Consider the following 25,095-nt stretch of genomic DNA (forward strand, 5'->3'; position numbering starts at 1 on the left):
TGTCCTTGCGAGTCTAGGCGGGGGGTGTGACAGCGCCCGCCCCGGCCGTGTTTCCACAGGTGGAGCGGGGGGCGGTGACGGTCTCAGTGGCGGCTGAAGGGGCTGCCGCGGAACCGTTCGGACGGCTGTGGCGGACCGGGCTCCGGAAGCACGTCCGGGCCGGGCTCCGGGACGTCCTGCCCGGGGAGCCCGTCCGGCTCCGGCGCCCCGCCGACGAGCGGCGCGTCCGGCAGCGGCCGGTCGGTGAAGGTCTGCTCCGTGACCGCGTCCAGAAGGGACGGGTCCACGACGGACGGGCCGGCCACGGACGGATCGGCTGCGGACGGGTCCACCACGGACGGATCGGCTGCGGTCGCGGCCCCGGCGGAGGGATCCACGGCGGACGGGTCCACCGCCGACGTGACCCCGTCGGACGGATTCCCGGACTGCCGGCCCGGCTCCCGCTGCCCGGGCGCGTCCTGCGCCCGCACGGCACCGACGGGGGGCGGCTGCGGCGGCTCCCCCTGCTGCGCGCGTTCCAGGAAGCGGAGCAGCTCCACCGGGAAGGGGAGGACCAGTGTCGAGTTCTTCTCGGCCGCGACCGCGACCACCGTCTGCAGCAGCCGCAGCTGCAACGCCGCGGGCTGCGTCGACATCTGCCGCGCCGCCTGGGCGAGCTTCTTCGACGCCTGGAGCTCCGCGTCGGCGTTGATGACCCTCGCCCGCCGCTCACGGTCGGCCTCGGCCTGCCGGGCCATGGACCGCTTCATCGTCTCCGGCAGTGAGACGTCCTTGATCTCCACCCGGTCGATCTGCACGCCCCAGCCGACCGCGGGACTGTCGATCATCAGTTCCAGTCCCTGGTTCAGCTTCTCGCGGTCGGACAGCAGGTCGTCCAGATCGCTCTTACCGATGATCGAGCGCAGCGAGGTCTGCGCCATCTGGGAGACCGCGAACCGGTAGTCCTCCACCTGGATCACCGCGCTCGCCGGGTCCACGACCTTGAAGTAGATGACGGCGTCCACCCGGACCGTGACGTTGTCACGCGTGATCCCGTCCTGCGCCGGAACGGGCATCGTCACGATCTGCATGTTCACCTTGCGGAGGCGGTCGATGCCCGGGACGATCATGGTGAACCCCGGGGGGCGCACCGCGTCGTGGAGCCTGCCGAGCCGGAGGACCACACCCCGCTCGTACTGTTTGACCACCCGGGCCGCGGCCATGGCGTACACCAGGCCGCCCGAGAGCACCGCCACGAGAACGATCAACAGCTCCTGGACCATCACGGCCCCCTGCCTCCGGGGGTGCGTCCGCGCACCCGCCCTTCTCATCTGACCCTATTAACACGATATGCCCGATCTGTACATGTTCGAACCTCCGTCCGGGTGCGAGTGGCCCCGGCCGGCCGCACCCCGGGTGCCGGCACTCCGGGGAGCGGGCAGGGTGGCCAGCGCCAGCACGTCCCCGGGACGTACCGATGAGCCGGACGAGCAGACGAGGACCCGCCCATGTCCGTCACCGCGCACCCCACCGTTCTCCGTCGACGCGCCTCGATCGCCGCCGGAGCGGTCCTGCTCACCCTGGCCGTCTCCGGCTGCTCCGGTCTCGGGCGTACGGCGGTGGGGTCGGTCACCTACACCACCGGACCGGAGAAGGTCGTCACCGTGCACAGCCCTTCGGTGAGGGGCTGCCACAAGCTGGCCCCCGCCGGTGCGGAGAAGGTCGAGAACCGGACCCTGGTCGACATCGTCCTGTACGCCACCCGCGACTGCACCGGCCGCCAGGGCGCCTATGTGGCCACCTCCTTGACCGACACGAACGCGCCGCGCGCCCTGCCCTGGCGCAGCTACCGGTTCGTTCACTGACCGTCGCGGGGCGCACGCCCGCGTCCGAGGAGCCACGCGAACAGCTCCCGGGTCCGCTCCCGCCGGTCCCGTGCGATGAGGACGACCAGGGCGACGAGCAGGGCGGGCATGACCGCGTTCGGCGGATCCAGCAGGGTCAGCTGGACGATGGACGCACCGGCGAGCAGCCCGGCCAGGGCGATGGCCGCCACTCCCGCGAGCAACGGGATCAGCAGGGCCAGCGCACCGGCCAGTTCCAGGCCGCCGATGGCGTACATGGCGCCGCTGCCCCAGCCCATCCGGTCGAACGACTCGACGGCTGACGTGTGGGCGACGAGCTTGGCCACCGCGCTGAACCCGAGGAAGAGCGCGAGGACGACCCGGGCCCCGGTCAGGGCACCCGAGGCCGTGCGTCGGCGCGACGCGGAGGGGGCGTCCGGCACGGTGGGCGAAGCGGGGGCGACGGCTTCGGACATGGAGGTCTCCTCGGAGTGCGTCGTGGGTGACGTGCGCCGGGGCGGGCGGCGGTTCCCCTGCCGCCACGCTTTCCGGCGCTTACGGAGAGGTAGACCGGGCGGGGCTCCGGAACTCATCGCCTCCCGGGGCCTCGGCACCCGTCGCCTCCCAAGGTCTCGACCTCCACGCCGGCCGGGCCCTCACGGTCCGTCGCGCGCCGTCGGCTTCCGTACGCCGCTCGGTGGGGGCAAGCTGGAGATGAGGCGATGGTGATGCGTACCGGAAGTGAACCGTCCACCGCACGGAGCCCGTTGCGGATGCGACTCTGGCTGAGCCTGTGGGGCATCGCCTGGGCCGTGTCCGGTCTGGTGGCCTTCGTGGCGACCGGACGCGCCGGCTGGGCGACGGCCTGCGGCGTGCTGCTCGCGGTCATGGTCACGGACCTCTGCCTCGTCGTCCGCCACCTGCGGCAGGGCCCGCACTATCAGCCGGGCCGGGACATCCCGCCGTACGAGCCCGACCGGGGCGGGCAGGGGCCCCACGGTCCCTGAGTGCTGCCGTGGCGGGCTCCGCGTGGACGCGTCCGCCGGTGAGGTCAGCGCTGCGGAAGCGCCCGACGCGCGCACGCAGCGTGGGCGGGCGCCGGCGTGCTCAGGCCCGGTCGTCGAAGCGGGCGGCCTGCAGGTACTCCGGCTTCGGGTCGAGCGCGGCGGCCAGCCGGAAGTGCCGGGTGGCCTGTTCGGGCCGGCCGGCACGCTGGAAGGTGCGGGCCAGGGCGAAGTGCGCGAAGGCGTTGTCCGGCTCGCGCTCCAGGACCAGCTCGAACTCCAGCTCGGCGGGGCGCAGTTGCGCCGCGGCGAAGAACGCCCGAGCGCGCAGCAGCCGGGCCGCGGTGTTCTCCGGGTGTGCGGCTATCACCGAGTCGAGCAGCTTGACCGCGCCGCGCGGGTCCCGCGCCGCGAGCAGCTGCTCCGCCGCTCGGAAGTCGATGACATGCGTTTCCGGGTTGTTCTCGGGCACGACCCTGTCCTTCCCCTCGCCTGCCGCTTGTCAACATCCGGCCGGACGGGCGTATTCCGTGGCGCGTTCCGGCCGGACGCCGGTTCAGCCCTCGGCGGCCCGCGCGGTGAGTTCCGACCAGACCGCGCGGACCTGGGGTTCCAGGTCCTCCAGCGGACCGTCGTTGTGCACGACGAGATCGGCGACGGCCAGCCGCTCCTCACGCGTGGCCTGCGCCGCCATCCGCGCGCGGGCATCGGCCTCCGTCATCCCGCGCAGCCGTACGAGCCGGTCCAGCTGGGTCGCCGGGTCGGCGTCGACGACCACGACCAGGTCGTGGAGCGGGGCGAGGCCGTTCTCGGTGAGCAGCGGTACGTCGTGGACGACGATCGCGCCCTGCCCGGCGGCCCGCTCCAGCTCTGCGGACCGGGCTCCGACCAGCGGGTGGACGATGGCGTTGAGCGTGGCCAGGCGCTCGGGGTCGGAGAAGACGATCGATCCCAGTGCCGGCCGGTTCAGGGAGCCGTCGGCCGCGAGCACGCCGGGACCGAACGCCTCGACGACGGCCGTCAGCCCGGGGGTGCCGGGCTCGACCACCTCGCGGGCGATCCGGTCGGCGTCGATCAGCACGGCTCCGTAACGTGCGAGAAGCCGTGCCACTTCGCTCTTGCCGGCGCCGATCCCGCCGGTCAGGCCCACTTTCAGCATGGGCCGAGCCTAGCCTCCGGCCCGGCGGTGGCCGGGGTCCCCCTCAGGAATCTCCTTCACGTTCCGCGAGGAAGCGCTCGAACTCGCGGCCGATCTCGTCCGCCGACGGCAGATCGACCGGTTCCGCGACGAGGTTGCCCCGGGTCTCGGATCCCGCCACCGCGTCGTACTGGTGCTCAAGCCCTTCGACGAGCGAGACGAGCTCCTCGTCCCCCTGGCGCACCTGGCGGTCGATCTCGTTCTGGGTGCGGTGCGCCTCTGTGCGCAGCGTGTGCGCGACGCCCGGCAGGACCAGGCCGGTCGCCGCGGTGACCGCCTCCAGGGCGGTGAGCGCGGCGTCCGGGTAGGCGGACCTCGCGACGTAGTGCGGCACGTGGGCGGCGACACCGAGGACGTCATGGCCGGCCTGCATCAGCCGGTACTCCACGAGCGCCTCGGCGGAACCGGGCACCTGCGCCTCGTCGAAGGGGCTGCGGTGGCCGGGCATCAGGTCGGTGCGGTTGCCGTGCGGGGTGAGGCCGACGGGGCGGGTGTGCGGGACGCCCATGGGGATGCCGTGGAAGCTGACCGCGAGGCGGACACCGAGCCGCTCCACGACCTGTTCCACGGCGGCGGCGAACCGCTCCCATTCGACGTCGGGCTCGGGTCCCGAGAGGAGCAGGAACGGTGCGCCCGTGGCGTCCTGGACGACCTTCACGTCCAGGGTGGGCGACTCGAACCCGGTGTACCGGTCGCGCTTGAACGTCAGCAGCGGGCGGCGCGCCCGGTAGTCGACGAGCCGGTCGTGGTCGAAGCGGACCACGGTCTGGTGCGGCAGCGTCTCGAGCAGGCCGTCGACGATCTGCTCGCCGGCCTCGCCCGCGTCGATGTACCCGTCGAAGTGGTAGAGCATGACCAGACCGGCCGACTCCTGGGCGAGCGCCATGTCGACGACGGCCAGGCCCTTCGGCTCCCATTCGTACAAACTCTGCGGATCAGGCACGGTTACCGCTCCTCCTCGTGTTCCTGGACAAGAACACCCCGCCCGGCCACCGCATTCCCGCCCGCGCCGCCCCGTTCACCCCTGGTCGTGCCACGGCACGGCCGCACAGCGCCGTCCGTGCTCCCCGCGCGGGAAGAAGGACCTCGCCGGCGAAGACCACGGCGGGTACGCCGAGTTCGCGGCCCGCCGAGGCGCCGCCTCGGGGCGCCGAAGCGGAGTTCCCTGACGGCCCGTCATCACCTCGTGGCGCCCGGAGGGCCCCTCCCCTGGCACCAGAGGCGCGGATTGGTCCAGACCTTGACAGGTTCACGCCCCGGATTTACCGTCGCGGGCAGCTTCAGCGACTCGCCCTCCGTTCACGTACGGGAACATCCGAGCCCTTCGACGGGAAGGCCCCCCATGCGCACCCGCACGCTGTTCCCCGCCCTGCTGACCGCGGCCCTCGCCGTCTGCGTCCTTCCGCCGGCCGCCGCCGGCACCGCGCGGGCGGCCACGGCCGTCGACGTGAGCACCGCGGCCCAGCTCAAGGCGGCGCTCGCCGCCGCCACCCCGGGCGACACCATCCGGCTCGCGGACGGGACGTACACCGGCAACTTCAAGGCGACCGTGCCGGCCACCTCCGCCGCGCGCGTCACGCTCACCGGATCGTCGGCTGCGGTCCTGACCGCGGGTGGCGGCTACGGACTGCACCTGAACGGCGCGTCGTACTGGACGGTGCGGGGCGTCACGGTCACGGGCGGCCAGAAGGGCATCGTGACCGACGCGGCGGCCGGTGTCGTCATCGACTCGGTGACCGTGCACGATCTCGACATGGAGGGCGTCCACTTCCGCACGTCCAGCCGGGGCGGCGTCCTGAAGAACTCCCGGATTTACGACACCGGGCACGACGGCCGCGGCATGGGCGAGGGGGTGTACGTCGGGTCGGCGGGCGATCTCACGGACCGGAGCGACGACGTGCAGATCCTCGGCAACACGATCGGCCCGGGAGTCGGCGGCGAGAACATAGACATCAAGGAAGGCACCACCGGAGCGAGGATCATCGGCAACACCTTCGACGGCAGCGGACTGACCGGCGCCAACTACGACGACTCCTGGGTCGACGTGAAGGGCAACAACGTGCTGGTCGAGAACAACAGGGGCGTCCGGACCACGAACAACGGTTACGAGACGCACACCCAGCGAAGCGGCTGGGGCTGCGGCACGGTCTTCCGCGGCAACACCTCGGACCTCACCGGGGCCACCGGAAGCGGGCGGCTCGCCGTCGACGTCACCAACCAGAGCGCCGCCTGCCGTACCACCGTGTACGCCAGCAACACGGTCACCGGGGGCAAGGGGCTGACGAACATCGCCGTGACGCCCTGAAACGTGTCCGGACCCGGGACCGCGGCCCGGCGACCGGACACGGGTGAGGCCCGCCCCCGAAAGGGGACGGGCCTCACCTACAGCTCTACAGCTACTGCAGCCGATGAGCGGCTGGGGTCAGAGCGTCAGCTCTGGCCGCCGGCCAGCTTCTCGCGCAGGGCAGCCAGGGCCTCGTCCGACGCCAGGGCGCCGGAGTTGTCCGCGGACTCCGAGGAGTACGAGCCGCCGCCACCGCTGCCGCCGGAGGCAGCCGGGGCAGCGCCGGCCGGGGCGGCAGCGCCCTCGGCAGCGGCAGCCTCGTCGGCCTCGCGGGACTTGATGACCTGGGCCTGGTGCTGCTCGAAGCGCTGCTGCGCCTCGGCGTACTGCGTCTCCCAGACCTCGCGCTGCGCCTCGAAGCCCTCGAGCCAGTCGTTGGTCTCGGGGTCGAAGCCCTCGGGGTAGATGTAGTTGCCCTGGTCGTCGTACGACGCGGCCATGCCGTACAGCGTCGGGTCGAACTCGACCGAGGCCGGGTCGCCGCCGAACGCCTCGTTGGCCTGCTTCAGCGAGAGGCTGATGCGACGGCGCTCGAGGTCGATGTCGATGACCTTGACGAAGATCTCGTCGTTGACCTGGACGACCTGCTCCGGGATCTCCACGTGGCGCTCGGCCAGCTCGGAGATGTGGACCAGGCCCTCGATGCCCTCGTCGACGCGCACGAACGCACCGAACGGAACGAGCTTGGTGACCTTACCGGGAACGACCTGCCCGATCTGGTGCGTGCGGGCGAACTGCTGCCACGGGTCTTCCTGCGTCGCCTTGAGCGACAGCGAGACGCGCTCGCGGTCCATGTCGACGTCGAGGACCTCGACGGTGACTTCCTGACCGACCTCGACGACCTCGGAGGGGTGGTCGATGTGCTTCCAGGACAGCTCGGAGACGTGCACGAGACCGTCGACGCCACCCAGGTCCACGAAGGCACCGAAGTTGACGATCGAGGAGACGACGCCGGAGCGGACCTGACCCTTCTGCAGGGTCGTGAGGAACGTCTGGCGGACCTCGGACTGGGTCTGCTCGAGCCAGGCACGGCGGGACAGGACCACGTTGTTGCGGTTCTTGTCCAGCTCGATGATCTTGGCCTCGAGCTCCTTGCCCACGTAGGGCTGGAGGTCGCGGACGCGACGCATCTCGACGAGCGACGCCGGGAGGAAGCCACGGAGGCCGATGTCGAGGATGAGACCACCCTTGACGACCTCGATGACGGTACCGGTGACGATGCCGTCTTCTTCCTTGATCTTCTCGATGGTGCCCCAGGCACGCTCGTACTGAGCGCGCTTCTTCGAGAGGATCAGGCGGCCTTCCTTGTCCTCCTTCTGGAGGACCAGGGCCTCGATCTCGTCGCCGACCTTGACGACCTCGTTCGGGTCGACGTCGTGCTTGATCGAGAGCTCGCGGCTCGGGATGACGCCTTCGGTCTTGTAACCGATGTCGAGGAGAACCTCGTCCCGGTCAACCTTGACGATGACACCGTCAACGATGTCGCCGTCGTTGAAGTACTTGATCGTCTCGTCGATCGCCGCGAGGAACGCGTCCGCGTCGCCGATGTCGTTGACCGCAACCTGCGGAGTGGTGGCGGTGGTCTCGGTGCTGCTCGTCATGTGGGAAAGGGCTCCGGTACGGACAGTGAGTCGTAGGTACTGCTACGCCGAAAGCCCGTATCGCCTCTGCAGAAGCCGGACAGCCTGGAAAGCACCGATCCGATGATCCGGAAGGCGCCTCGACAACCGAGGGGACATGCAACAGACGCGAGCGCGGCCTGCTAGGTCTGAAGCGCGCAGGCTCGCAGCGCAACTTGTAGCATACGGGGGCAGCCGGACAGGGTCAATGCGCGAAGGCGCACACCCGGGGCACACCGCCCCAATTCCGGCACAACTCGCGTTCGCCGAGGCCACATCGGTCACAGCGGTGCGTCGCGCGCACATGGCCGTACTCACCCGTACGGCCCGTGGAGGCACCCGCGCGAGGCGGGTGAAGGAAAACTACAACGACGGGCACGATGAGCCAAGAGATCCACGGGTCCGAACCCGAAGCGACCCGGCGCGCCGCCGGTGGCACGGAGAGCAGCCGGGCGAGCCGCGGCTGGTGGGACCGCAACGCCGACGAGTACCAGAGCGACCACGGGGCCTTCCTCGGGGACGACCGTTTCGTCTGGGGGCCCGAGGGGCTGGACGAGGCCGAGGCCGGCCTGCTGGGCCCGGCGGCGGGGCTGAGGGGCCTGGACGTCCTGGAGATCGGGGCGGGTGCCGCCCAGTGCTCGCGCTGGCTCGCCGCCAGGGGCGCCCGCCCGGTGGCACTCGACCTCTCCCACCGCCAGCTCCAGCACGCCCTGCGCATCGGCGGCGGCGTCCCCCTCGTGGAGGCCGACGCCGGACGGCTCCCCTTCCGGGACGGCTCCTTCGACCTGGCCTGCTCCGCGTACGGCGCGGTCCCGTTCGTCGCCGACCCGGTCCAGGTCTTCCGCGAGGTGCACCGGGTGCTGCGCCCGGGGGGCCGCTGGGTCTTCTCGGTGACGCACCCGATCCGCTGGGCGTTCCCCGACGAGCCGGGGCCCGAGGGCCTGTCCGTCTCCGCCTCCTACTTCGACCGCGTTCCCTACGTGGAGCAGGACGAGAACGGTGACGCGGTGTACGTCGAGCACCACAGGACACTGGGTGACCGGGTACGGGACGTCGTGGCGGGCGGCTTCCGGCTGGTCGACCTCGTGGAACCGGAGTGGCCGGACTGGAACGGCCAGGAATGGGGCGGCTGGTCCCCGCTGCGCGGCCACCTGATCCCCGGCACCGCGATCTTCGTCTGCGAACGGGACCACCGCCCCGCCTGAGGGACCGGCGTACGAGACTGGGGGCGTGATCCGTACCGACGCCCTGGACCAGTTGCCCGTACGTACCGCTGTGCCCGCCCTGGAGCGGGCACTCGACGAGCGGGGTGCGGCGGTGCTCTGCGCACCGCCCGGTACCGGCAAGACGACACTCGTACCGCTGGTGCTCGCCGGGCTGACCGGGGGCGGCCCCCCGCGCCGGGTCCTCGTCGCCGAGCCACGGCGGATCGCCGCCCGGGCCGCCGCGCGCCGGATGGCGTGGCTGCTCGGCGAGCGGACCGGCGGCCGGGTCGGCTTCACGGTGCGTGGCGAGCGGGCGGTGGGTCCGGACACGGTGGTGGAGGTCGTGACCACGGGGGTGCTGCTCCAGCGGCTGCAACGCGACCAGGAACTGGCCGGCGTGGACGTGGTGATCATCGACGAGTGCCACGAACGTCATCTGGACGCCGACACGGCCGCCGCGTTCCTGCTCGACGTCCGGGGGACGCTCAGGCCCGATCTGCGCCTGGTGGCGGCGTCGGCGACGACGGACGCCGCGGGCTGGGCGCGGCTGCTCGGTGACGCTCCCGTGGTCGAGGCGCGGGGCGTCTCCCATCCGGTCGAGGTCGTGTGGGCGCCGCCCGCCGGCCCGGTCCGTCCTCCGCACGGGATGCGGGTGGATCCCGCCCTCCTGTCGCACGTGGCGGCGGTGGTGCGCAGGGCGCTCGCCGAGCGCGACGGTGACGTCCTGTGCTTCCTGCCCGGTGTCGGCGAGATCGGCCGGGTGGCCGGACAGCTCGCGGGCGTGGGCGCCGAGGTGCTCCAGGTCCACGGGCGCGCCCCGGCGGCCGTGCAGGACGCGGTGCTGGCCGGACCGTCGGGCGGGCGCCGGGTCGTGCTGGCGACGTCCGTCGCCGAGTCGTCCCTGACGGTGCCCGGCGTGCGGGTCGTCGTGGACTGCGGCCTTGCCAGGGAGCCGCGCACCGACCACGCGCGAGGGCTCGGCGCCCTGACGACCGTACGCGCGTCCCGGGCGGCGGGACGCCAGCGGGCGGGCCGCGCGGGGCGCGAGGCCCCCGGCACGGTCTACCGCTGCTGGGAGGAGGCGGAGGACGGGCGGCTGGCCCCGTTCCCCTCGCCCGAGATCAAGGTGGCCGACCTCACGGCGTTCGCGCTGCAGGCGGCGTGCTGGGGCGACCCGGACGCCACCGGGCTCGCCCTGCTGGACCCGCCGCCCGCAGGCGCCATGGGCGCGGCGCGGGAGGTACTGGCGGCGGTGGGCGCGGTGGACGCCACGGGACGCGCGACGAGCCGGGGGGTGCGGATGTCCCGGCTCGGTCTGCACCCCCGGCTGGCCCGGGCCCTCCTGGACGGGGCGCAGGAGGTGGGCGGGCGCCGCGCCGCCGAGGTCGTGGCGCTGCTCAGTGAGGAGCCGCCACGGGAGTACGGCGACGACCTGGCGCACGCGCTGCGCACGGCACGGCGCGGCGGGGACGGTTACGCGGCACGCTGGCGGCAGGAGGTGCGGCGGCTCTCGCAGTCCCTCGGCGCCTCCGGGGACGCGGGCGCGGGTCCGGATGACGCGGCCGTGGGGCTGGTGGCGGCGCTGGCGTTCCCCGAGCGGGTGGCACGGGCCCGCGGCGAGGGGGCGTTCCTCATGGTGTCGGGCACGGGTGCGGAGCTCGGGGACGGCTCGCGGCTGCGCAGTGCCCCGTGGCTGTCGGTCGCGGTGGCCGACCGGCCCGCCCACGCCGCCTCCGCCCGGGTACGGCTCGCCGCCGTCATCGACGAGGGCACGGCGCGCCTGGCCGCCGGCCACCTGCGGTTCTCCGGCGAGGAGGTCCGCTGGACGGGCGGCGACGTGGTGGCGCGGTCCGTGGAACGCCTCGGGGCGGTCGAGCTGTCGGTACGGGGTCTGCGGCGGCCGGCTCCGGAGCTGGTGCGCGGGGCGCTGCTGGAGGGGCTGCGACGTGAGGGGCCGGGGCTGCTGCGGTGGACCCGGGACAGCGAGCAGCTGCGGCTGCGGCTCGCGTTCCTGCACCGCGTGCTGGGGGCCCCGTGGCCCGATGTGTCGGACGGCGCGCTGCTGGCACGTGCCGGTGAGTGGCTGGAGCCCGAGCTGTCACGGGCCGCCCGACGGGCGGATCTGGCGCGGATCGACGCGGGGCAGGCGTTGCGGCGGCTGCTGCCGTGGGCGACGGGCGACGCCGCCCGGCTCGACGAGCTCGCCCCGGAGCGGATCGAGGTGCCGAGCGGCTCCCGGATCCGGGTGGAGTACGGCGGCGAGCAGCCGGTGCTCGCGGTGAAGCTCCAGGAACTGTTCGGGCTGAGCGAGACGCCCCGGGTGGCGGGCGTGCCCGTCCTGGTCCACCTGTTGTCCCCGGCGGGCCGGCCCGCGGCGGTGACGGCGGACCTGGCGTCCTTCTGGCAGGAGGGGTACAGGGGCGTGCGCGCGGAACTGCGCGGCCGCTATCCCAAGCACCCGTGGCCCGAGGATCCCGCGACGGTGGAGGCGACCCGTTTCACCTCGGCGCGGCTGCGCCGGGACTAGGGGCCAGGAGGCGCCCCGGCCGACGCTGCCGCGCCGGGACCCGGGGCGTCCCGGCCGACGCGGGGACCCGGGGGGCGTCCCGGCCCCGTGCGGCAGCCGGTCGCCCCCGCTCCGTACGGGTCAGGCCGCGGGGGCCTCGATCTTCAGCTCGATGCTCAGCGTGGCACCGCTCGCCGTGGTGAGCCGCAGCGTGTAGGTGCCCGCCGTGTCGTCGGCGTAGATCTTCGGGAGCGTCAGGACCCCGTCGGCGCCGGTCTTCAGGTCCAGGGTGCGGAGCGGTTCGCCGTCCGCGCCCTCGAAGTACGGGCCCTTGTCGTTCTCGGCGGGCGTCTCCGCGTCGGTGACCATCGTGGCGGTGACGGCGGTGTCCGCCACTCCCGTGCCCTTGTACGTCGTCCTGACCTCGATCCCTTCGGCGAACTCCGTGCCGGGGGCCGCCGTCAGGGCCTTGTCGTCGGTGCGGGTGATGGTGTCCGCCACCCGGGCGGTGACCTTCCCGGTGTAGGTGAGGGTGCGCGGCCGGGCGGTGCCGGCGACGGCCGTCACCTTGAAGACGCCTGCCTTCTCACCGGCCGTCAGGACGGGGGCGGTGACGGTGCCGTCGGCTCGGGTGGTCAAGGTGACGGTGCTCCTGCCGTCGGCGAAGCGGGTACCGGTGTCGCCCACGACGGCGAAGGTGACCGGGGTCCTGGCGAGCGGGGCGCCGAGCATGTTCCTCGCGCGGACCCTGACGCGCTCGGCGAACGCCTCACCGGCGGTGGCGGTGAGGGGGCCGGTGCCGGCGTTCTCGAGGCTGCCGAAGGTCTCGGCGGGCGACGGGGTGGCGGGCGGAGGCGTGGTCGGGGGCGGTGTGACCGGCGGAGGTGTGGTGGCCGGAGGCGCCGGCGTGGTGGGCGGGGGCGTCGTCGCCGGGGGCGTCGGCGTGGTGGCCGGCGGGGAGGTGGCCGGCGGAGTGGTCCCGGTGGAGGGCGCCGGGGACGGGGAGGCCGTCCCGGGGGCCGGGTTCGCCGGGAGGACGCCCGTACCGTCGGGGACCTCGTGGGTGCCGCGCTTGTAGTAGTCGAACCAGGAGCGCACCGTGCGCAGGTACTCCGTCGAGTGGTTGTAGCTCAGCACCGCCCTGTCGAGGTCGGTGGCGAGCGACAGGTCCCGGGTGCCCGCGCAGAGGTAGCGCCCGGCGGCGAGGGCCGCGTCGTAGATGTTGTTGGGGTCCTTGCGTCCGTCGCTGTTGCCGTCCTGGGCCCAGGTGGCCCAGGTGGACGGGATGAACTGCATCGGGCCGACCGCGCGGTCGTGGGTCGAGTCCCCGTCGTACGCCCCGCCGTCGGTGTCCTTGATGAGTGCGAAGCCCTGGCCGTTGAGTGCCGGGCCGAGGATCGGGGAGAAGGTGGTGCCGTTCGCGTCGACCTTGCCTCCGCGGGCCTGGCCGGACTCCACCTTGCCGATCGCGGCGAGGAGCTGCCACGGCAGCCGGCACGCGGCGTCGGTGCCAGCGACCTCCTGCTCGGCCTTCTTGTACGCGGCCAGGACCGAGGCGGGTATGCCCGCCTCGGCGCTGCCGGTCACGGGCAGGTTCACGGACGCGCCGGGCTTGTTGGGCGTGTTGAGCGGCGGAAGGTCGGTGTAGTAGGGCGAGTTGCCCGTGGCCGCGCTGCCGCCGGGCGGTGTCGCCCCGGCCGCCGCCTGGTCACCGGCTCCGCCGGGGTGCGGAGCGGCGGGCGCCTGCGACGCGGAGAGGGCGGCCACGGCGGCGGCGGCCACCGCCGTGGTGGTGGCTCCCCTGCGCAGTCTGCGGCCGAATTGCGCTGCCATACGATCTGGCCCTCCCCGTCGACGGCTGTCCGCGCTCCCCGCGCGAGAACTCAGGCGACCCTACGACAACTCCCGGCGCCCGCACACCGGTCGCCGGCCGGTTCTTACCGATTTCTCAGCTTGCCTGCCGTCAAGTCCCGGGGCCTTCCGGGCCCTGACGCGGGCTCACGCATACTTGCCGCCATGCCCTTCACGCTCAGCCACGCCGCAGCCGTGCTCCCGGGAATCCGCAGGTCCGGCACGGGCCGTGGCCCTCTCGTCGCCTCCGCGCTCGTCGCCGGGTCGTTCGCTCCCGACGTCACCTACTACGCGGACACCGCCGTCCCCGGGGCGATGGAGTTCGGCGAGGTGACACACGCCGTGTGGGGAGTGTTCACCGTGGACGTCCTCGTCACGGGGGCACTGGTGGCCCTCTGGCTGATGCTGCGCGAACCGCTCGTCGCCTTGCTGCCCGGGGCGGCGCGGGGGCGCGTGTACGGCTTCGTGCGGGGCAGGCGCCGGGGGCCCGGCGCCCCGTCCCCGGCGGAGGCGGCGTGGTTCGTCGTGTCCGCGGTCATCGGCTCGGGCACGCACGTCGTGTGGGACGCCTTCACCCATCACGACCGGTGGGGCACGGAGCTGGTCCCCGTACTCGACCGGAGCGTGGGCGGACACCCCGTGTTCCAGGTCGTCCAGTACGGCAGTTCGGCAGTGGCCCTGGCCGTCCTGGTGTGGTTCGGGTACACGGGTCTGCGGCGCACCGGGCCCGTCCCCGCACCGGAGTCCGTGCCGGTGCTCGGCCGGACCGAACGCCGGTGGACCCTCTCGCTCCTCGCGCTGTGCGTCCTGCTGGGAGTCGTCCACCGCTGTGTCCGCTGGTACGCCTACTTCGGGCGCGTCGACACGCCCCTCGACATCATCCCGACCGCCTGCTTCGGCGCCGGGGCGGGCCTGGCGGCCGGCCTCGTGGTGTACGGGGTGTGGATGCGGCTGCTGAGGAAACCCGGCGGGCCCCGGCCGCCGGCCGTGGCCCCTTCCGGACCCTCACGGCCCCGTCCGGCCGGCCGGGACGCCGGCTGAGGTGCGACCCGGCCGGACGGAGGCCATGGAGGACGCCCCCGGCTAGTGCGCGGCCGTCTCCCAGTCCGTGCCGACACCGACCGAGACGTCCAGGGGTGCGCGGAGTTCGACCGCCGTGGACATCTCGCGGCGCAGGATCTCCTCGACCTGCTCCCGCTCGCCCTTCGCGATCTCCAGGACGATTTCGTCGTGGACCTGGAGCAGCATCCGCGAGGTCAGTCCCGCCTCGGTGAGCGCCCGGTCCACATGCAGCATCGCGACCTTCACGATGTCGGCGGCCGTGCCCTGGATCGGCGCGTTGAGCGCCATGCGTTCGGCCGTCTCGCGCCGCTGGCGGTTGTCGCTGTTCAGATCCGGGAGGTAGCGGCGCCGCCCGAAGACGGTCTCGGTGTAACCCGTGGACCTGGCTTCCTCCACGACCCGGCGCAGATAGTCACGCACCCCGCCGAACCGCAGGAAGTAGGTGTCCATCAGGCCACGCGCCTCGCCGGCCTCGATGTTCAGCTGCTGGGAGAGGCCGAACGCGGAGAGTCCGTAGGCCAGCCCGTACGACATGGCCTTGATCTTGCGGCGCATCTCCGCGTCGACGGCCGACTTCTCGACGCCGAAGACCTGCGAGGCGACCGTCGTGTGCAGGTCCTCCCCCGAGGTGAACGCCTCGATCAGACCGGCGTCCTCGGAGAGGTGGGCCATCACCCGAAGCTCGATCTGGCTGTAGTCGGCCGTCATCAGCGTCTCGAAGCCCTCGCCGACGACGAAGCCCCGGCGGATCGCCCGCCCCTCGTCCGTGCGGACGGGGATGTTCTGCAGGTTGGGGTCGGTGGAGGAGAGCCGGCCCGTCGCCGCGACGGTCTGGTTGAACGTGGTGTGGATACGGCCGTCCGCACCGATCGTCTTGATCAGGCCCTCGACGGTGACCCGCAGCTTGGCCTGCTCCCGGTGGCGCAGCATGATGACCGGCAGCTCGTGCTCCGTCTGCGCGGCCAGCCAGGCCAGCGCGTCCGCGTCGGTCGTGTAGCCCGTCTTCGTCTTCTTCGTCTTCGGAAGGGCCAGTTCACCGAAGAGCACTTCCTGGAGCTGCTTGGGCGAACCGAGGTTGAACTCGCGGCCCACCGCGGCGTGCGCCTCCTTCACCGCCTGCTGCACGGCACCGGCGAACTGCTGCTCCATGCCTTCCAGGTGTGCCCGGTCGGCGGCGATGCCGTGCCGCTCCAGACGGGCCAGCATGATCGATGTGGGCAGCTCCATGTCGTGCAGCAGCCCGGTGGCACCGACCTCCTCCAGGCGCGTCGTGAACGCGTCACCGAGGTCCAGCACCGCGCGGGCCTGCGCCATCAGGGCGTCGGCCTCCGCGCGGTCGTCCGCGCCGAAGGCCAGCTGCCCGTCGGACGCGGGGGCCGGGGCCAGCTCGCGGCCGAGGTACTCCACGGCCAGTGCGTCCAGCGCGAAGGAACGGCGGCCGGGCTTGACGAGATAGGCGGCGAGCGCGGTGTCCATGGTGATGCCGTCCAGCCGCCAGCCCTGCTCGGGGAAGACCCGCAGGGCGTTCTTGGCGTTGTGCAGGACCTTGGGACGGGCGGGGTCCGCGAGCCAGGCGGCGAGGGTCTGCTCGTCGGCCTCGTCGAGCTCGGCGGGGTCCAGCCAGGCGGCGGCCCCGTCGGCTGCGGCGAGCGCGATCTCCGTGACCGTGCCGGCGCCCAGCGACCAGGTGTCGACGGTCATGACGCCGAGCGGCTGCCCGCCGTGGGCCTCCAGCCACGGGGCGACCTCGCCCTGACCCAGCACCGCGCCGTCCAGCGCGATCCCGGCCGCGGGCTCCGGCGGGCCGGCGTCCTCCGCGCCCGGGTCGACGGCGAGCAGCCGCTCGCGCAGGCTCGGGTTGCGGATCTCCAGGATGTCCAGGACACCGGTGACGGCCGTGCGGTCGTACGGGGCGCGCTCGAGGTCGGCCGGGACCTTCGGCAGCTCCACGTCACGGACCATCTCGGTCAGCACACGGTTCATCCGCACCGCGTCCAGATGGTCCCGGAAGTTCTGGCCGGCCTTGCCCTTGACCTCGTCGGCCCGCTCGACGAGCTCCGCGAACGAACCGAACTGGTTGATCCACTTCGCGGCCGTCTTCTCCCCCACACCGGGGATGCCCGGAAGGTTGTCCGAGGGGTCGCCGCGCAGCGCCGCGAAGTCCGGGTACTGCGCAGGCGTGAGCCCGTACTTCTCCTGGACCTTCTCCGGGGTGAAACGCGTCAGCTCCGAGACGCCCTTCGTCGGGTACAGCACCGTCACGTTGTCCGTGATCAGCTGGAACGAGTCCCGGTCGCCCGTGACGATCAGCACCTCGAAGCCGGCCGCCTCGGCCTGGGTGGCCAGCGTCGCGATGACGTCGTCCGCCTCGAAGCCGTCCACCGCGAACCGGTCCGCGCGCATCGCGTCCAGGAGCTCACCGATGAGCTCGACCTGCCCCTTGAACTCGTCGGGGGTCTTGGAACGATTCGCCTTGTACTCCGGGAACTCCCGCGCACGCCACGTCTTGCGGGACACGTCGAACGCCACCGCGAAGTGCGTGGGCGCCTCGTCACGCAGGGTGTTCGCCAGCATCGACATGAAGCCGTACACGGCATTCGTCGGCTGCCCCGTCGCCGTCGTGAAATTCTCCGCGGGCAGGGCGAAGAACGCCCGGTACGCCAGGGAGTGCCCGTCCATCAGGAGCAGGCGCGGTCGGTTGTCTGCCGTGTTCTTCGATGCCGTCTCAGCCACGCCCCCGATCCTGCCACGGACCGCTGACAATCCGGACCGGACCGCTGCCCGCCCGCCCGCCACCCCCCGCGCACCGGCCTCCCCCGCTTCCCCTGGGAGCGGTCCGCCACCCGTGCGTGACAGGATCGAAGGACTGTGAAGGCGTAGGAAGAAGCGACAGGACGCCACGACACGCACGGACGACCCCCGCGCGCGCACGCGCCCGGGAGCGGCCGAAGGCTCGAAGGGGAGCACCATGGCCACGAAGCCCCCGACCGGTGACCCGGTCCAGGACGCGCCGCGGATCGACGCGGTCCAGCACGCCGCCGCCGGCCTGCCCGCCGTCGCCCACACCCTGCGCGCCGCCCAGCGGCAGATGGGCGTGAAGCGCACCGCGCAGACCCTCCTCAAGGTCAACCAGAAGGACGGCTTCGACTGCCCGGGCTGCGCCTGGCCCGAGGGCGACAAGCGCCACACCGCCGAGTTCTGCGAGAACGGCGCCAAGGCCGTCGCGGAGGAAGCGACCCTGCGCCGCGTCACCCCCGAGTTCCTCGCCGCCCACCCCGTCGCCGATCTGGCCACCCGCAGCGGCTACTGGCTCGGCCAGCAGGGGCGCATCACGCAGCCCGTGTACCTGCCCGCGGGCGGCGACCACTACGAGGCCGTGACCTGGGAGCGCGCCTTCGAGATCATCGCGGGCGAGCTGACCGCGCTCTCCTCCCCCGACGAGGCGCTCTTCTACACCTCCGGGCGCACCAGCAACGAGGCCGCGTTCCTCCTCCAGCTCTTCGCCCGCGAATTCGGCACCAACAACCTGCCCGACTGCTCCAACATGTGCCACGAGTCCTCCGGCTCCGCCCTCACCGAGACCATCGGCGTCGGAAAGGGGAGCGTCAGCCTGGAGGACCTCCACCAAGCCGACCTCGTCATCGTGGCCGGACAGAACCCCGGCACGAACCACCCACGGATGCTCTCCGCCCTCGAACAGGCCAAGGCCGCCGGAGCGAAGATCATCTCGGTGAACCCGCTGCCCGAAGCCGGCCTCGAACGGTTCAAGAACCCGCAGACCGCCCGGGGCATGCTCAAGGGCGCCGCCCTCACCGACCTCTTCCTCCAGATCCGCATCGGCGGCGACCAGGCTCTCTTCCGCCTCCTCAACAAAATGATCATCGAGGCCGACGGGGCCGTGGACACCGAATTCGTCGCGGCGCACACCCACGGCTACGAGGAATTCGCCGAGGCCGCCCGCGCGGCCGACTGGGACGAGACCCTCGCCGCCACCGGCCTCGACCGCGACGCCATCGAGCAGGCGCTCACGATGATCCTCGCCTCCCAGCGCACCATCGTCTGCTGGGCCATGGGCCTCACCCAGCACAAGCACTCCGTGCCGACCATCCGCGAAGTGGTCAACCTGCTCCTCCTGCGCGGCAACATCGGCAGGCCCGGCGCCGGCGTCTGCCCCGTCCGGGGCCACTCCAACGTCCAGGGCGACCGCACCATGGGCATCTTCGAACGCCCCTCCACCGCCTTCCTGGACGCCCTCGACCGGGAATTCGGCATCACCTCGCCACGCCACCACGGCTACGACGTCGTACGGTCCATCCAGGCACTCCGCGACGGCGAGGCCAAGGTCTTCTTCGCCATGGGCGGCAACTTCGTCGCCGCCACCCCCGACACCGCCGTCACCGAAGCCGCCATGCGCCGCGCCCGGCTCACCGTCCACGTCTCGACCAAACTCAACCGCTCGCACGCCGTCACCGGCACCCGCGCCCTGATCCTGCCCACCCTGGGCCGCACCGACAAGGACGTCCAGGCCGGCCGCAAGCAGTTCGTCACCGTCGAGGACTCCATGGGCAAGGTCCACTCCTCACGCGGCAACCTCACCCCCGCGAGCCCCCACCTGCTCTCCGAACCCGCGATCGTCGCCCGCATGGCCCGCGCCACCCTCGGACCGGACTCCGCCACCCCCTGGGAGGACTTCGAGAAGGACTACGGCACCATCCGCGACCGCATCTCCCGCGTCGTCCCGGGCTTCGAGGACTTCAACGCCCGCGTCGCCCACCCCGACGGCTTCACACTCCCCCACGCCCCCCGCGACGAACGCCGCTTCCCCACCACCACGGGAAAGGCCAACTTCACCGCCGCACCCGTCGAACACCCCGCCCTCCCCGAAGGCCGGCTGCTGCTCCAGACCCTGCGCTCCCACGACCAGTACAACACCACGATCTACGGACTCGACGACCGCTACCGCGGCATCAGGGGCGGCCGCCGCGTCGTCATGGTCAACCCCGAGGACGCCCGCGCCCTCGGCCTCGCCGACGGCGCCTACACCGACCTCGTCAGCGAGTGGAAGGACGGCGTCGAGCGCCGCGCCCCCGGCTTCCGCGTCGTGCACTACCCCACCGCCCGCGGCTGTGCCGCCGCGTACTACCCGGAGACGAACGTCCTCGTCCCCCTGGACGCCACCGCCGACACGAGCAACACCCCGGCCAGCAAATCGATCGTCGTCCGTTTCGAGACGGCCTGAGCCCCCACAGCCCTAAGCGCTCGCTCAGCCGTCTGATAAGAACAGTGCACACAGCAACGAACGACCGCACACGATCGGAGCCGGACCCCATGGGCGAGCACACCGCACCCACGTTCCCGCAGGAGATCATCGACGAGTACGCGGCACTCGGCGTCGACCTCCCCGCACTCTTCTCCGCCGGCCACCTCGGTGAGCGCATGGGCGTCACGATCGTCGAAGCCTCCGCCGAACGCGTCGTGGGCACCATGCCGGTCGAGGGCAACACCCAGCCCTACGGACTGCTCCACGGCGGCGCCTCAGCCGTCCTCGCCGAGACCCTCGGTTCCATCGGCAGCATGCTCCACGGCGGCGCGTCCAGGATCGCCGTCGGCGTCGACCTGAACTGCACCCACCACCGCGGCGCCCGGAGCGGCCTCGTCACGGGCACCGCCACCCCCGTCCACCGCGGCCGCTCCACGGCCACGTACGAGATCGTCATCACCGACGAGCACGACAAGCGCGTCTGCACCGCCCGCCTGACCTGCCTGCTCCGCGACGCGCCCAGCACCACCGCGGGCTGACCCACCCGCGTCAACACCCCACTGCCCGGCCGGAAAGCACACCGCATTCCGGACCGGGCAGACCCATATCCGAAGCGGTGGCGGCACGTTGGCGGACACTCTGGGTCAACACCCTTGACCGCCAGTCCCGTTCCATGAGCCACTTCAGCAGCAACGCCAGCGCGCGACACCTTCCACAGATCCCACACATGTAACACTGCGTAACATGTGTGCAATACACGAAAAAGGTCGCGCACCCCACCCCCCGCACACCCCCCGGGCCACCCCCGTGCCCCTTGCGCCCCGATTCGCGCGACAGCAGCAAGATCACCCCAAGCCCCTTAGCAGAGCTGCGGGTTCTCACGATGCGGTCACTTCACCGCCCCGGGCAAAAGCCGTACACCTCCACACTGCGACCAACAAGCCTTCCCCACGGCATAACAAGACAGTCACATCATCACCGGACCCATCCCGCACCCCCCCACCTGCCCTTAGAGTCACGGCCAGTCACCGCGCCGCCGGGCGCGTCTGCTGCACGGCCCTGTAACGACCAGTACGGCCCGGCGATCGTCACGGCACCTCAGCAGAGGAGGCCGCGCCAGGGAAAGGACCTTTCGTGCGACACCGTTCTTTGCTCATCCTCACCACAGTGCTCACCACAGGCGCACTGACTCTCACCGCCTGCGGATCGCGCGACGACGACTCCAAGAGCAGCGGCGGCGGCGGCGACACCCAGACCGTCGTCATCGGTGTCGACGCACCCCTGACCGGCGACCTCTCCGCCCTCGGCCTCGGCATCAAGAACTCCGCCGACCTCGCCGTCAAGACCGCCAACAAGGACAAGACCGTCCCCGGCGTCAAATTCGAACTCCAGGCACTCGACGACCAGGCCCAGCCCTCCGTCGGCCAGCAGAACGCCCAGAAGTTCATCGGCAACAAGGACCTCCTCGGCGTCGTCGGCCCGCTGAACTCCGGCGTCGCCCAGTCGATGCAGAAGCCCTTCACCGACGCCAAGCTCACCCAGGTCTCCCCCGCCAACACCGGCACCGAGCTGACCCAGGGCAACAACTGGAAGACCGGCGACAAGAAGCGCCCCTACGCGGCCTACTTCCGCACCGCCACCACCGACGCCATCCAGGGCGCCTTCGCCGCCAAGTACCTCTTCGAGCACGCCAAGGTCAAGGACGTCTACCTCATCGACGACCAGAAGCCCTACGGCGCGGGCCTCGCCGCCTCCTTCAAGACGACCTTCACCGGACTCGGCGGAAAGATCGTCGGCACCGACCACATCAACCCCGACGACCGCGACTTCAACTCCGTCGTCACCAAGGTCAAGAGCTCCGGCGCCAAGGCCGTCTACTACGGCGGCGAATACCCCGCCGGCGCCCCCCTGAGCCAGCAGCTCAAGGACAGCGTCCAGATCCCCCTCATGGGCGGCGACGGCATGTACAGCGCCGACTTCATCAAGCTCAACAAGAAGGCCGAAGGCGACATCGCCACCTCCGTCGGCAAGCCCGTCGAAGAACTCGCCTCCGCGAAGAAGTTCATCGCCGACTACAAGACCGCCGGCTACAAGGACGCCTACGAGGCCTACGGCGGCGGCACCTACGACGCCACCTGGTCCATCATCGAGGCCGTCAAGGCAGTCGTCGCCGACAACGACGGCAAGCTGCCCGACGACGCCCGCGCCAAGGTCCTCGACGCCATGAGCAAGGTCAGCTTCGAAGGCGTCACCGGCCCCGTCTCCTTCGACGAGTACGGCGACACCACCAACACCCTGATGACCGCCTACCAGGTCACCGGCGGCAAGTGGACCTCCAAGCTCTCCGAGGCCGTCAAGTAGGTCCGTCCCCCAAGGACCGGCCCACCGCCCCACCACAACGCACACAAGACCGCGCGGGAGCGCTACGAGCACTCCCGCGCGGTGCCATATCCGAACCACTCCACGGAGGCCCTGCGGTGAACGAACTGCCGCAACAGCTGGCCAATGGACTCATCCTCGGCGCGATGTACGGTCTCATCGCGATCGGATACACGATGGTCTACGGAATCATCCAGCTCATCAACTTCGCACACGGCGAGATCTTCATGATCGGGGGCTTCGGAGCCCTCACGGTCTACCTCGGGCTTCCGTCCGGACTCTCCCTGCTCGCTGCGATACCCCTCATGATCGCCGGCGGAGTCATCTGCTCCGTCGCCGTCAGCGTCGCCGCCGAACGCTTCGCCTACCGGCCACTGCGCACCGCGCCACGCCTAGCCCCCCTCATCACCGCCATCGGCCTCTCCCTCGCACTCCAGCAGGCCGTATGGATGTGGTACCCCGACGCCACCAAGGACCGCTCCTTCCCCCAGTTCAAGGGCGAAGCGATCGACATCTTCGGCGCCCACATCCAGCGCGGCGACCTCTTCGTCCTCATCGCCGCCCCCCTCTGCATGCTCGCCCTCGGCCTCTTCGTCTCCAAGACCCGCGCCGGCCGCGGCATGCAAGCCACCTCGCAGGACCCCGACACCGCCAAGCTCATGGGCATCAACACCGACCGCATCATCGTCATGGCCTTCGCCATCGGTGCCGCGTTCGCCGCCGTCGCCGCCGTCGCCTACGGGCTCAAGAACGGCCAGATCGGCTTCCGCATGGGCTTCATCATGGGCCTCAAGGCCTTCACCGCAGCCGTCCTCGGCGGCATCGGCAACATCTACGGCGCCATGCTCGGCGGAGTCGTCCTCGGCGTCGCCGAAGCCCTCGCCACCGGCTACATGAGCGAAGTCCCCGGCATGGAACTCTTCGGAGGCGGCGCCTGGAAGGACGTATGGGCCTTCGCCCTCCTCATCCTCGTCCTCCTCATACGCCCGCAAGGCCTGCTGGGCGAACGCGTCGCGGACAGGGCGTGATGACCATGACGACCACCACCCCCGCCACGCACCACGCCCTGCTCCCCCTGCCCACCACAGCAGCCCGCGCCGCCACCACCACCGGCGCCGCACTCGCCCTCACCGGCACCTTCCTCGCCTGGACCTACACCGACACCTTCCCCGGCGACCTCACCGTCACCGGATACCCCGGCGGCCTCCAGGTCCTCACCCTCATCAGCGCAGCACTCACCCTGCTCTTCGCCATCTCCGGATACGGCACCAAGGGCCTGCGCTGGCTCACACCCGGCGGCACCAACAGCCCCACCCGGCTCCTCGCCCTCGGCACCCTCATCACCACCGCCTACACCGTCATCGCCGTCATCCTCACCAAGGACGACAACGGCAACCTCCTCGGCGCGATCGAACTCGAACCCGGAGCCTGGGTCAGCCTCACCGGCGCACTCATCGCCACCGTCGCCTCCCTCGGACTCCCCGACGACCAGCCCCAGGACGACACCACCACCCCCAGCGCACTCAAGCGCTTCCTCGGCAGCCTCCGCGCACCGGCACCCGCCCGCGCCAAGGCACTCCCCTCCTGGGCCGAGATCCTCATCATCGCCGCGGCCTTCGGCGTCGCACTCGAAGTCTTCACCTACGGCATCGACACCGAATACGCCGAACTCTTCATCGGCTACGTCATCGCCGTCGCCTTCGGCTTCACCGCACTCACCCGGGCCGGACTCATCGCCCGCATCACCGCGCTGACAGCCAAACACCGCAACGTCACCCTGTGCGCCGCACTCGTCGCAGCGTTCTGCTTCCCCTTCACCCAGCAGAACGAGGAATACGCCCTCATCGGCGCCAACATCCTCATCTTCGCGACCGTCGCACTCGGCCTGAACGTCGTCGTCGGCCTCGCCGGCCTCCTCGACCTCGGATACGTCGCCTTCCTCGGCGTCGGCGCCTACGCCGCGGCACTCGTCTCCGGCAGCCCCCTCTCCCCCGTCGGCGTCCAGTTCCCCTTCTGGGCCGCCGTCCTCACCGGAGCCGCCGCATCCCTCGTCTTCGGCGTCGTCATCGGCGCCCCGACACTCCGGCTCCGCGGCGACTACCTCGCCATCGTCACCCTCGGATTCGGTGAGATCTTCCGCCTCACCGTCAACGCCCTCAACGGCGTCAGCGGCCCCGACCTCACCAACGGCTCCCAGGGCATCCCCAGCATCCCCGACCTCAAGCTCCTCGGCTTCGACTTCGGACTCAGCCACGACATCGGCGGCATCACCCTCGGCAGGTCCGCCAACTACTACCTGCTGATGCTCCTCTTCACCGCCGTCGTCGTCCTCGTCTTCCGACGCTCCGGAGAATCCCGCATCGGCCGCGCCTGGGTCGCCATCCGCGAGGACGAGACCGCAGCCACCGCCATGGGCATCAACGCCTTCCGGCTCAAGCTGCTCGCCTTCGCCCTCGGCGCCACCCTCGCCGGACTCGCCGGAACCGTGCAGGCACACGTCTCCTACACGGTCACCCCCGAGCAGTACCAGTTCGCCGGATCCGTACCACCCAACTCCGCGTTCCTCCTCGCCGCCGTCATCCTCGGCGGCATGGGAACCCTCAGCGGCCCCCTCGTCGGCGCCGCACTGCTCTACCTCATCCCGGCCAAACTCCAGTTCATGCAGGACTACCAGCTCTTCCTCTTCGGAATCGCACTCATCCTCCTGATGCGCTTCCGCCCCGAAGGCCTCGTCGCCGACCGCAGGAAGCAGCTCGAGTTCCACGAGACCGGCCAACTCGACGTACCACCGGACACACCACTCACCGACACAGCCGCCGGCACCACGAAGGCGGGGGCGTGACC

At 71.5% G+C, this 25,095-nt stretch carries 19 protein-coding genes; 11 read left to right on the forward strand and 8 right to left on the reverse strand.

What is annotated here, in order from left to right:
* Positions 1–83: 83 nt before the first annotated feature.
* Complete coding sequence (locus tag ACHFIV_RS22695; protein ID WP_398972013.1) at positions 84–1,262, reverse strand: slipin family protein; 1,179 nt, start codon at positions 1,260–1,262, stop codon at positions 84–86.
* A 225-nt stretch (positions 1,263–1,487) separates the two neighbouring features.
* On the opposite strand from ACHFIV_RS22695, the gene ACHFIV_RS22700 reads away from it, so the two are divergent.
* Positions 1,488–1,844, forward strand: coding sequence for a hypothetical protein (locus tag ACHFIV_RS22700; RefSeq protein WP_398972015.1), 357 nt, complete (start codon positions 1,488–1,490; stop codon positions 1,842–1,844).
* Here the strand turns inward: ACHFIV_RS22700 and ACHFIV_RS22705 are convergent.
* Positions 1,838–2,299, reverse strand: a complete 462-nt coding sequence (locus ACHFIV_RS22705; protein ID WP_398972017.1) for a DoxX family protein — start codon at positions 2,297–2,299, stop codon at positions 1,838–1,840. The two genes, ACHFIV_RS22700 and ACHFIV_RS22705, sit on opposite strands and share 7 nt — an antisense overlap.
* A 252-nt stretch (positions 2,300–2,551) precedes the next feature.
* Between ACHFIV_RS22705 and ACHFIV_RS22710 the strand changes: the two genes are divergently transcribed.
* Positions 2,552–2,830: a DUF6343 family protein gene (locus ACHFIV_RS22710; protein ID WP_398972020.1), complete on the forward strand. Its 279-nt coding sequence runs from the start codon at positions 2,552–2,554 to the stop codon at positions 2,828–2,830.
* A gap of 100 nt (positions 2,831–2,930) precedes the next feature.
* Here ACHFIV_RS22710 and ACHFIV_RS22715 read toward each other — a convergent pair whose 3' ends face one another.
* The 3 genes from ACHFIV_RS22715 to ACHFIV_RS22725 form a co-directional block, all read right to left on the reverse strand.
* On the reverse strand, positions 2,931–3,299 hold the full coding sequence (locus tag ACHFIV_RS22715; RefSeq protein ID WP_203185588.1) for a tetratricopeptide repeat protein: 369 nt from the start codon (positions 3,297–3,299) through the stop codon (positions 2,931–2,933).
* 84 nt (positions 3,300–3,383) lie between these two features.
* Positions 3,384–3,986, reverse strand: coding sequence for a dephospho-CoA kinase (coaE, locus tag ACHFIV_RS22720; RefSeq protein ID WP_398972023.1), 603 nt, complete (start codon positions 3,984–3,986; stop codon positions 3,384–3,386).
* Positions 3,987–4,029: 43 nt separating this feature from the next.
* Positions 4,030–4,968, reverse strand: coding sequence for a PAC2 family protein (locus tag ACHFIV_RS22725; RefSeq protein WP_398972026.1), 939 nt, complete (start codon positions 4,966–4,968; stop codon positions 4,030–4,032).
* Between the two features lie 399 nt (positions 4,969–5,367).
* Between ACHFIV_RS22725 and ACHFIV_RS22730 the strand changes: the two genes are divergently transcribed.
* Positions 5,368–6,330: a right-handed parallel beta-helix repeat-containing protein gene (locus tag ACHFIV_RS22730; protein ID WP_398972029.1), complete on the forward strand. Its 963-nt coding sequence runs from the start codon at positions 5,368–5,370 to the stop codon at positions 6,328–6,330.
* Positions 6,331–6,455: 125 nt separating this feature from the next.
* Here ACHFIV_RS22730 and rpsA read toward each other — a convergent pair whose 3' ends face one another.
* Positions 6,456–7,970, reverse strand: a complete 1,515-nt coding sequence (gene rpsA / locus ACHFIV_RS22735) for a 30S ribosomal protein S1 (RefSeq protein ID WP_104789902.1) — start codon at positions 7,968–7,970, stop codon at positions 6,456–6,458.
* A 398-nt stretch (positions 7,971–8,368) separates the two neighbouring features.
* On the opposite strand from rpsA, the gene ACHFIV_RS22740 reads away from it, so the two are divergent.
* Positions 8,369–9,193, forward strand: a complete 825-nt coding sequence (locus ACHFIV_RS22740; RefSeq protein ID WP_398972033.1) for a class I SAM-dependent methyltransferase — start codon at positions 8,369–8,371, stop codon at positions 9,191–9,193.
* 25 nt (positions 9,194–9,218) lie between these two features.
* Positions 9,219–11,720, forward strand: a complete 2,502-nt coding sequence (gene hrpB, locus ACHFIV_RS22745) for an ATP-dependent helicase HrpB (protein ID WP_398972037.1) — start codon at positions 9,219–9,221, stop codon at positions 11,718–11,720.
* A 120-nt stretch (positions 11,721–11,840) separates the two neighbouring features.
* Here the strand turns inward: hrpB and ACHFIV_RS22750 are convergent, their stop codons facing one another.
* Positions 11,841–13,532, reverse strand: coding sequence for a lytic transglycosylase domain-containing protein (locus tag ACHFIV_RS22750; RefSeq protein WP_398972040.1), 1,692 nt, complete (start codon positions 13,530–13,532; stop codon positions 11,841–11,843).
* Positions 13,533–13,715: 183 nt separating this feature from the next.
* On the opposite strand from ACHFIV_RS22750, the gene ACHFIV_RS22755 reads away from it, so the two are divergent.
* Positions 13,716–14,591: a DUF4184 family protein gene (locus tag ACHFIV_RS22755; RefSeq protein WP_398972043.1), complete on the forward strand. Its 876-nt coding sequence runs from the start codon at positions 13,716–13,718 to the stop codon at positions 14,589–14,591.
* Positions 14,592–14,633: 42 nt separating this feature from the next.
* On the opposite strand, the gene polA is transcribed toward ACHFIV_RS22755, so the two are convergent.
* Positions 14,634–17,345, reverse strand: a complete 2,712-nt coding sequence (gene polA, locus ACHFIV_RS22760; RefSeq protein ID WP_398972046.1) for a DNA polymerase I — start codon at positions 17,343–17,345, stop codon at positions 14,634–14,636.
* 235 nt (positions 17,346–17,580) lie between these two features.
* Between polA and ACHFIV_RS22765 the strand changes: the two genes are divergently transcribed.
* From ACHFIV_RS22765 to ACHFIV_RS22785, 5 genes are all read left to right on the forward strand, one after another.
* Positions 17,581–19,851, forward strand: coding sequence for an FdhF/YdeP family oxidoreductase (locus ACHFIV_RS22765; protein WP_398972048.1), 2,271 nt, complete (start codon positions 17,581–17,583; stop codon positions 19,849–19,851).
* Positions 19,852–19,940: 89 nt separating this feature from the next.
* Positions 19,941–20,411: a PaaI family thioesterase gene (locus ACHFIV_RS22770; RefSeq protein ID WP_398972050.1), complete on the forward strand. Its 471-nt coding sequence runs from the start codon at positions 19,941–19,943 to the stop codon at positions 20,409–20,411.
* 610 nt (positions 20,412–21,021) lie between these two features.
* A complete protein-coding gene (locus tag ACHFIV_RS22775) occupies positions 21,022–22,233 on the forward strand; it encodes a branched-chain amino acid ABC transporter substrate-binding protein (protein ID WP_398972559.1) in 1,212 nt (403 codons plus the stop codon).
* A 116-nt stretch (positions 22,234–22,349) separates the two neighbouring features.
* Positions 22,350–23,279: a branched-chain amino acid ABC transporter permease gene (locus ACHFIV_RS22780; protein ID WP_398972053.1), complete on the forward strand. Its 930-nt coding sequence runs from the start codon at positions 22,350–22,352 to the stop codon at positions 23,277–23,279.
* Complete coding sequence (locus ACHFIV_RS22785; RefSeq protein WP_398972056.1) at positions 23,279–25,093, forward strand: branched-chain amino acid ABC transporter permease; 1,815 nt, start codon at positions 23,279–23,281, stop codon at positions 25,091–25,093. The genes ACHFIV_RS22780 and ACHFIV_RS22785 overlap by 1 nt, the downstream gene beginning before the upstream one ends.
* The last annotated feature ends 2 nt before the right edge of the window (positions 25,094–25,095 follow it).

Source organism: Streptomyces sp. ALB3 (assembly GCF_044385685.1).
Taxonomy (GTDB): Bacteria; Actinomycetota; Actinomycetes; order Streptomycetales; family Streptomycetaceae; genus Streptomyces.

Coding starts and splice junctions, on each gene's coding strand:
- ACHFIV_RS22695 (WP_398972013.1), bottom strand. CDS start 1,262: ATGGTCCAGGAGCTGTTGATCGTTCTCGTGGCGGTGCTCTCGGGCGGC.
- ACHFIV_RS22700 (WP_398972015.1), top strand. CDS start 1,488: ATGTCCGTCACCGCGCACCCCACCGTTCTCCGTCGACGCGCCTCGATC.
- ACHFIV_RS22705 (WP_398972017.1), bottom strand. CDS start 2,299: ATGTCCGAAGCCGTCGCCCCCGCTTCGCCCACCGTGCCGGACGCCCCC.
- ACHFIV_RS22710 (WP_398972020.1), top strand. CDS start 2,552: ATGCGTACCGGAAGTGAACCGTCCACCGCACGGAGCCCGTTGCGGATG.
- coaE (WP_398972023.1), bottom strand. CDS start 3,986: ATGCTGAAAGTGGGCCTGACCGGCGGGATCGGCGCCGGCAAGAGCGAA.
- ACHFIV_RS22730 (WP_398972029.1), top strand. CDS start 5,368: ATGCGCACCCGCACGCTGTTCCCCGCCCTGCTGACCGCGGCCCTCGCC.
- rpsA (WP_104789902.1), bottom strand. CDS start 7,970: ATGACGAGCAGCACCGAGACCACCGCCACCACTCCGCAGGTTGCGGTC.
- ACHFIV_RS22740 (WP_398972033.1), top strand. CDS start 8,369: ATGAGCCAAGAGATCCACGGGTCCGAACCCGAAGCGACCCGGCGCGCC.
- ACHFIV_RS22750 (WP_398972040.1), bottom strand. CDS start 13,532: ATGGCAGCGCAATTCGGCCGCAGACTGCGCAGGGGAGCCACCACCACG.
- ACHFIV_RS22755 (WP_398972043.1), top strand. CDS start 13,716: ATGCCCTTCACGCTCAGCCACGCCGCAGCCGTGCTCCCGGGAATCCGC.
- ACHFIV_RS22765 (WP_398972048.1), top strand. CDS start 17,581: ATGGCCACGAAGCCCCCGACCGGTGACCCGGTCCAGGACGCGCCGCGG.
- ACHFIV_RS22770 (WP_398972050.1), top strand. CDS start 19,941: ATGGGCGAGCACACCGCACCCACGTTCCCGCAGGAGATCATCGACGAG.
- ACHFIV_RS22785 (WP_398972056.1), top strand. CDS start 23,279: ATGACCATGACGACCACCACCCCCGCCACGCACCACGCCCTGCTCCCC.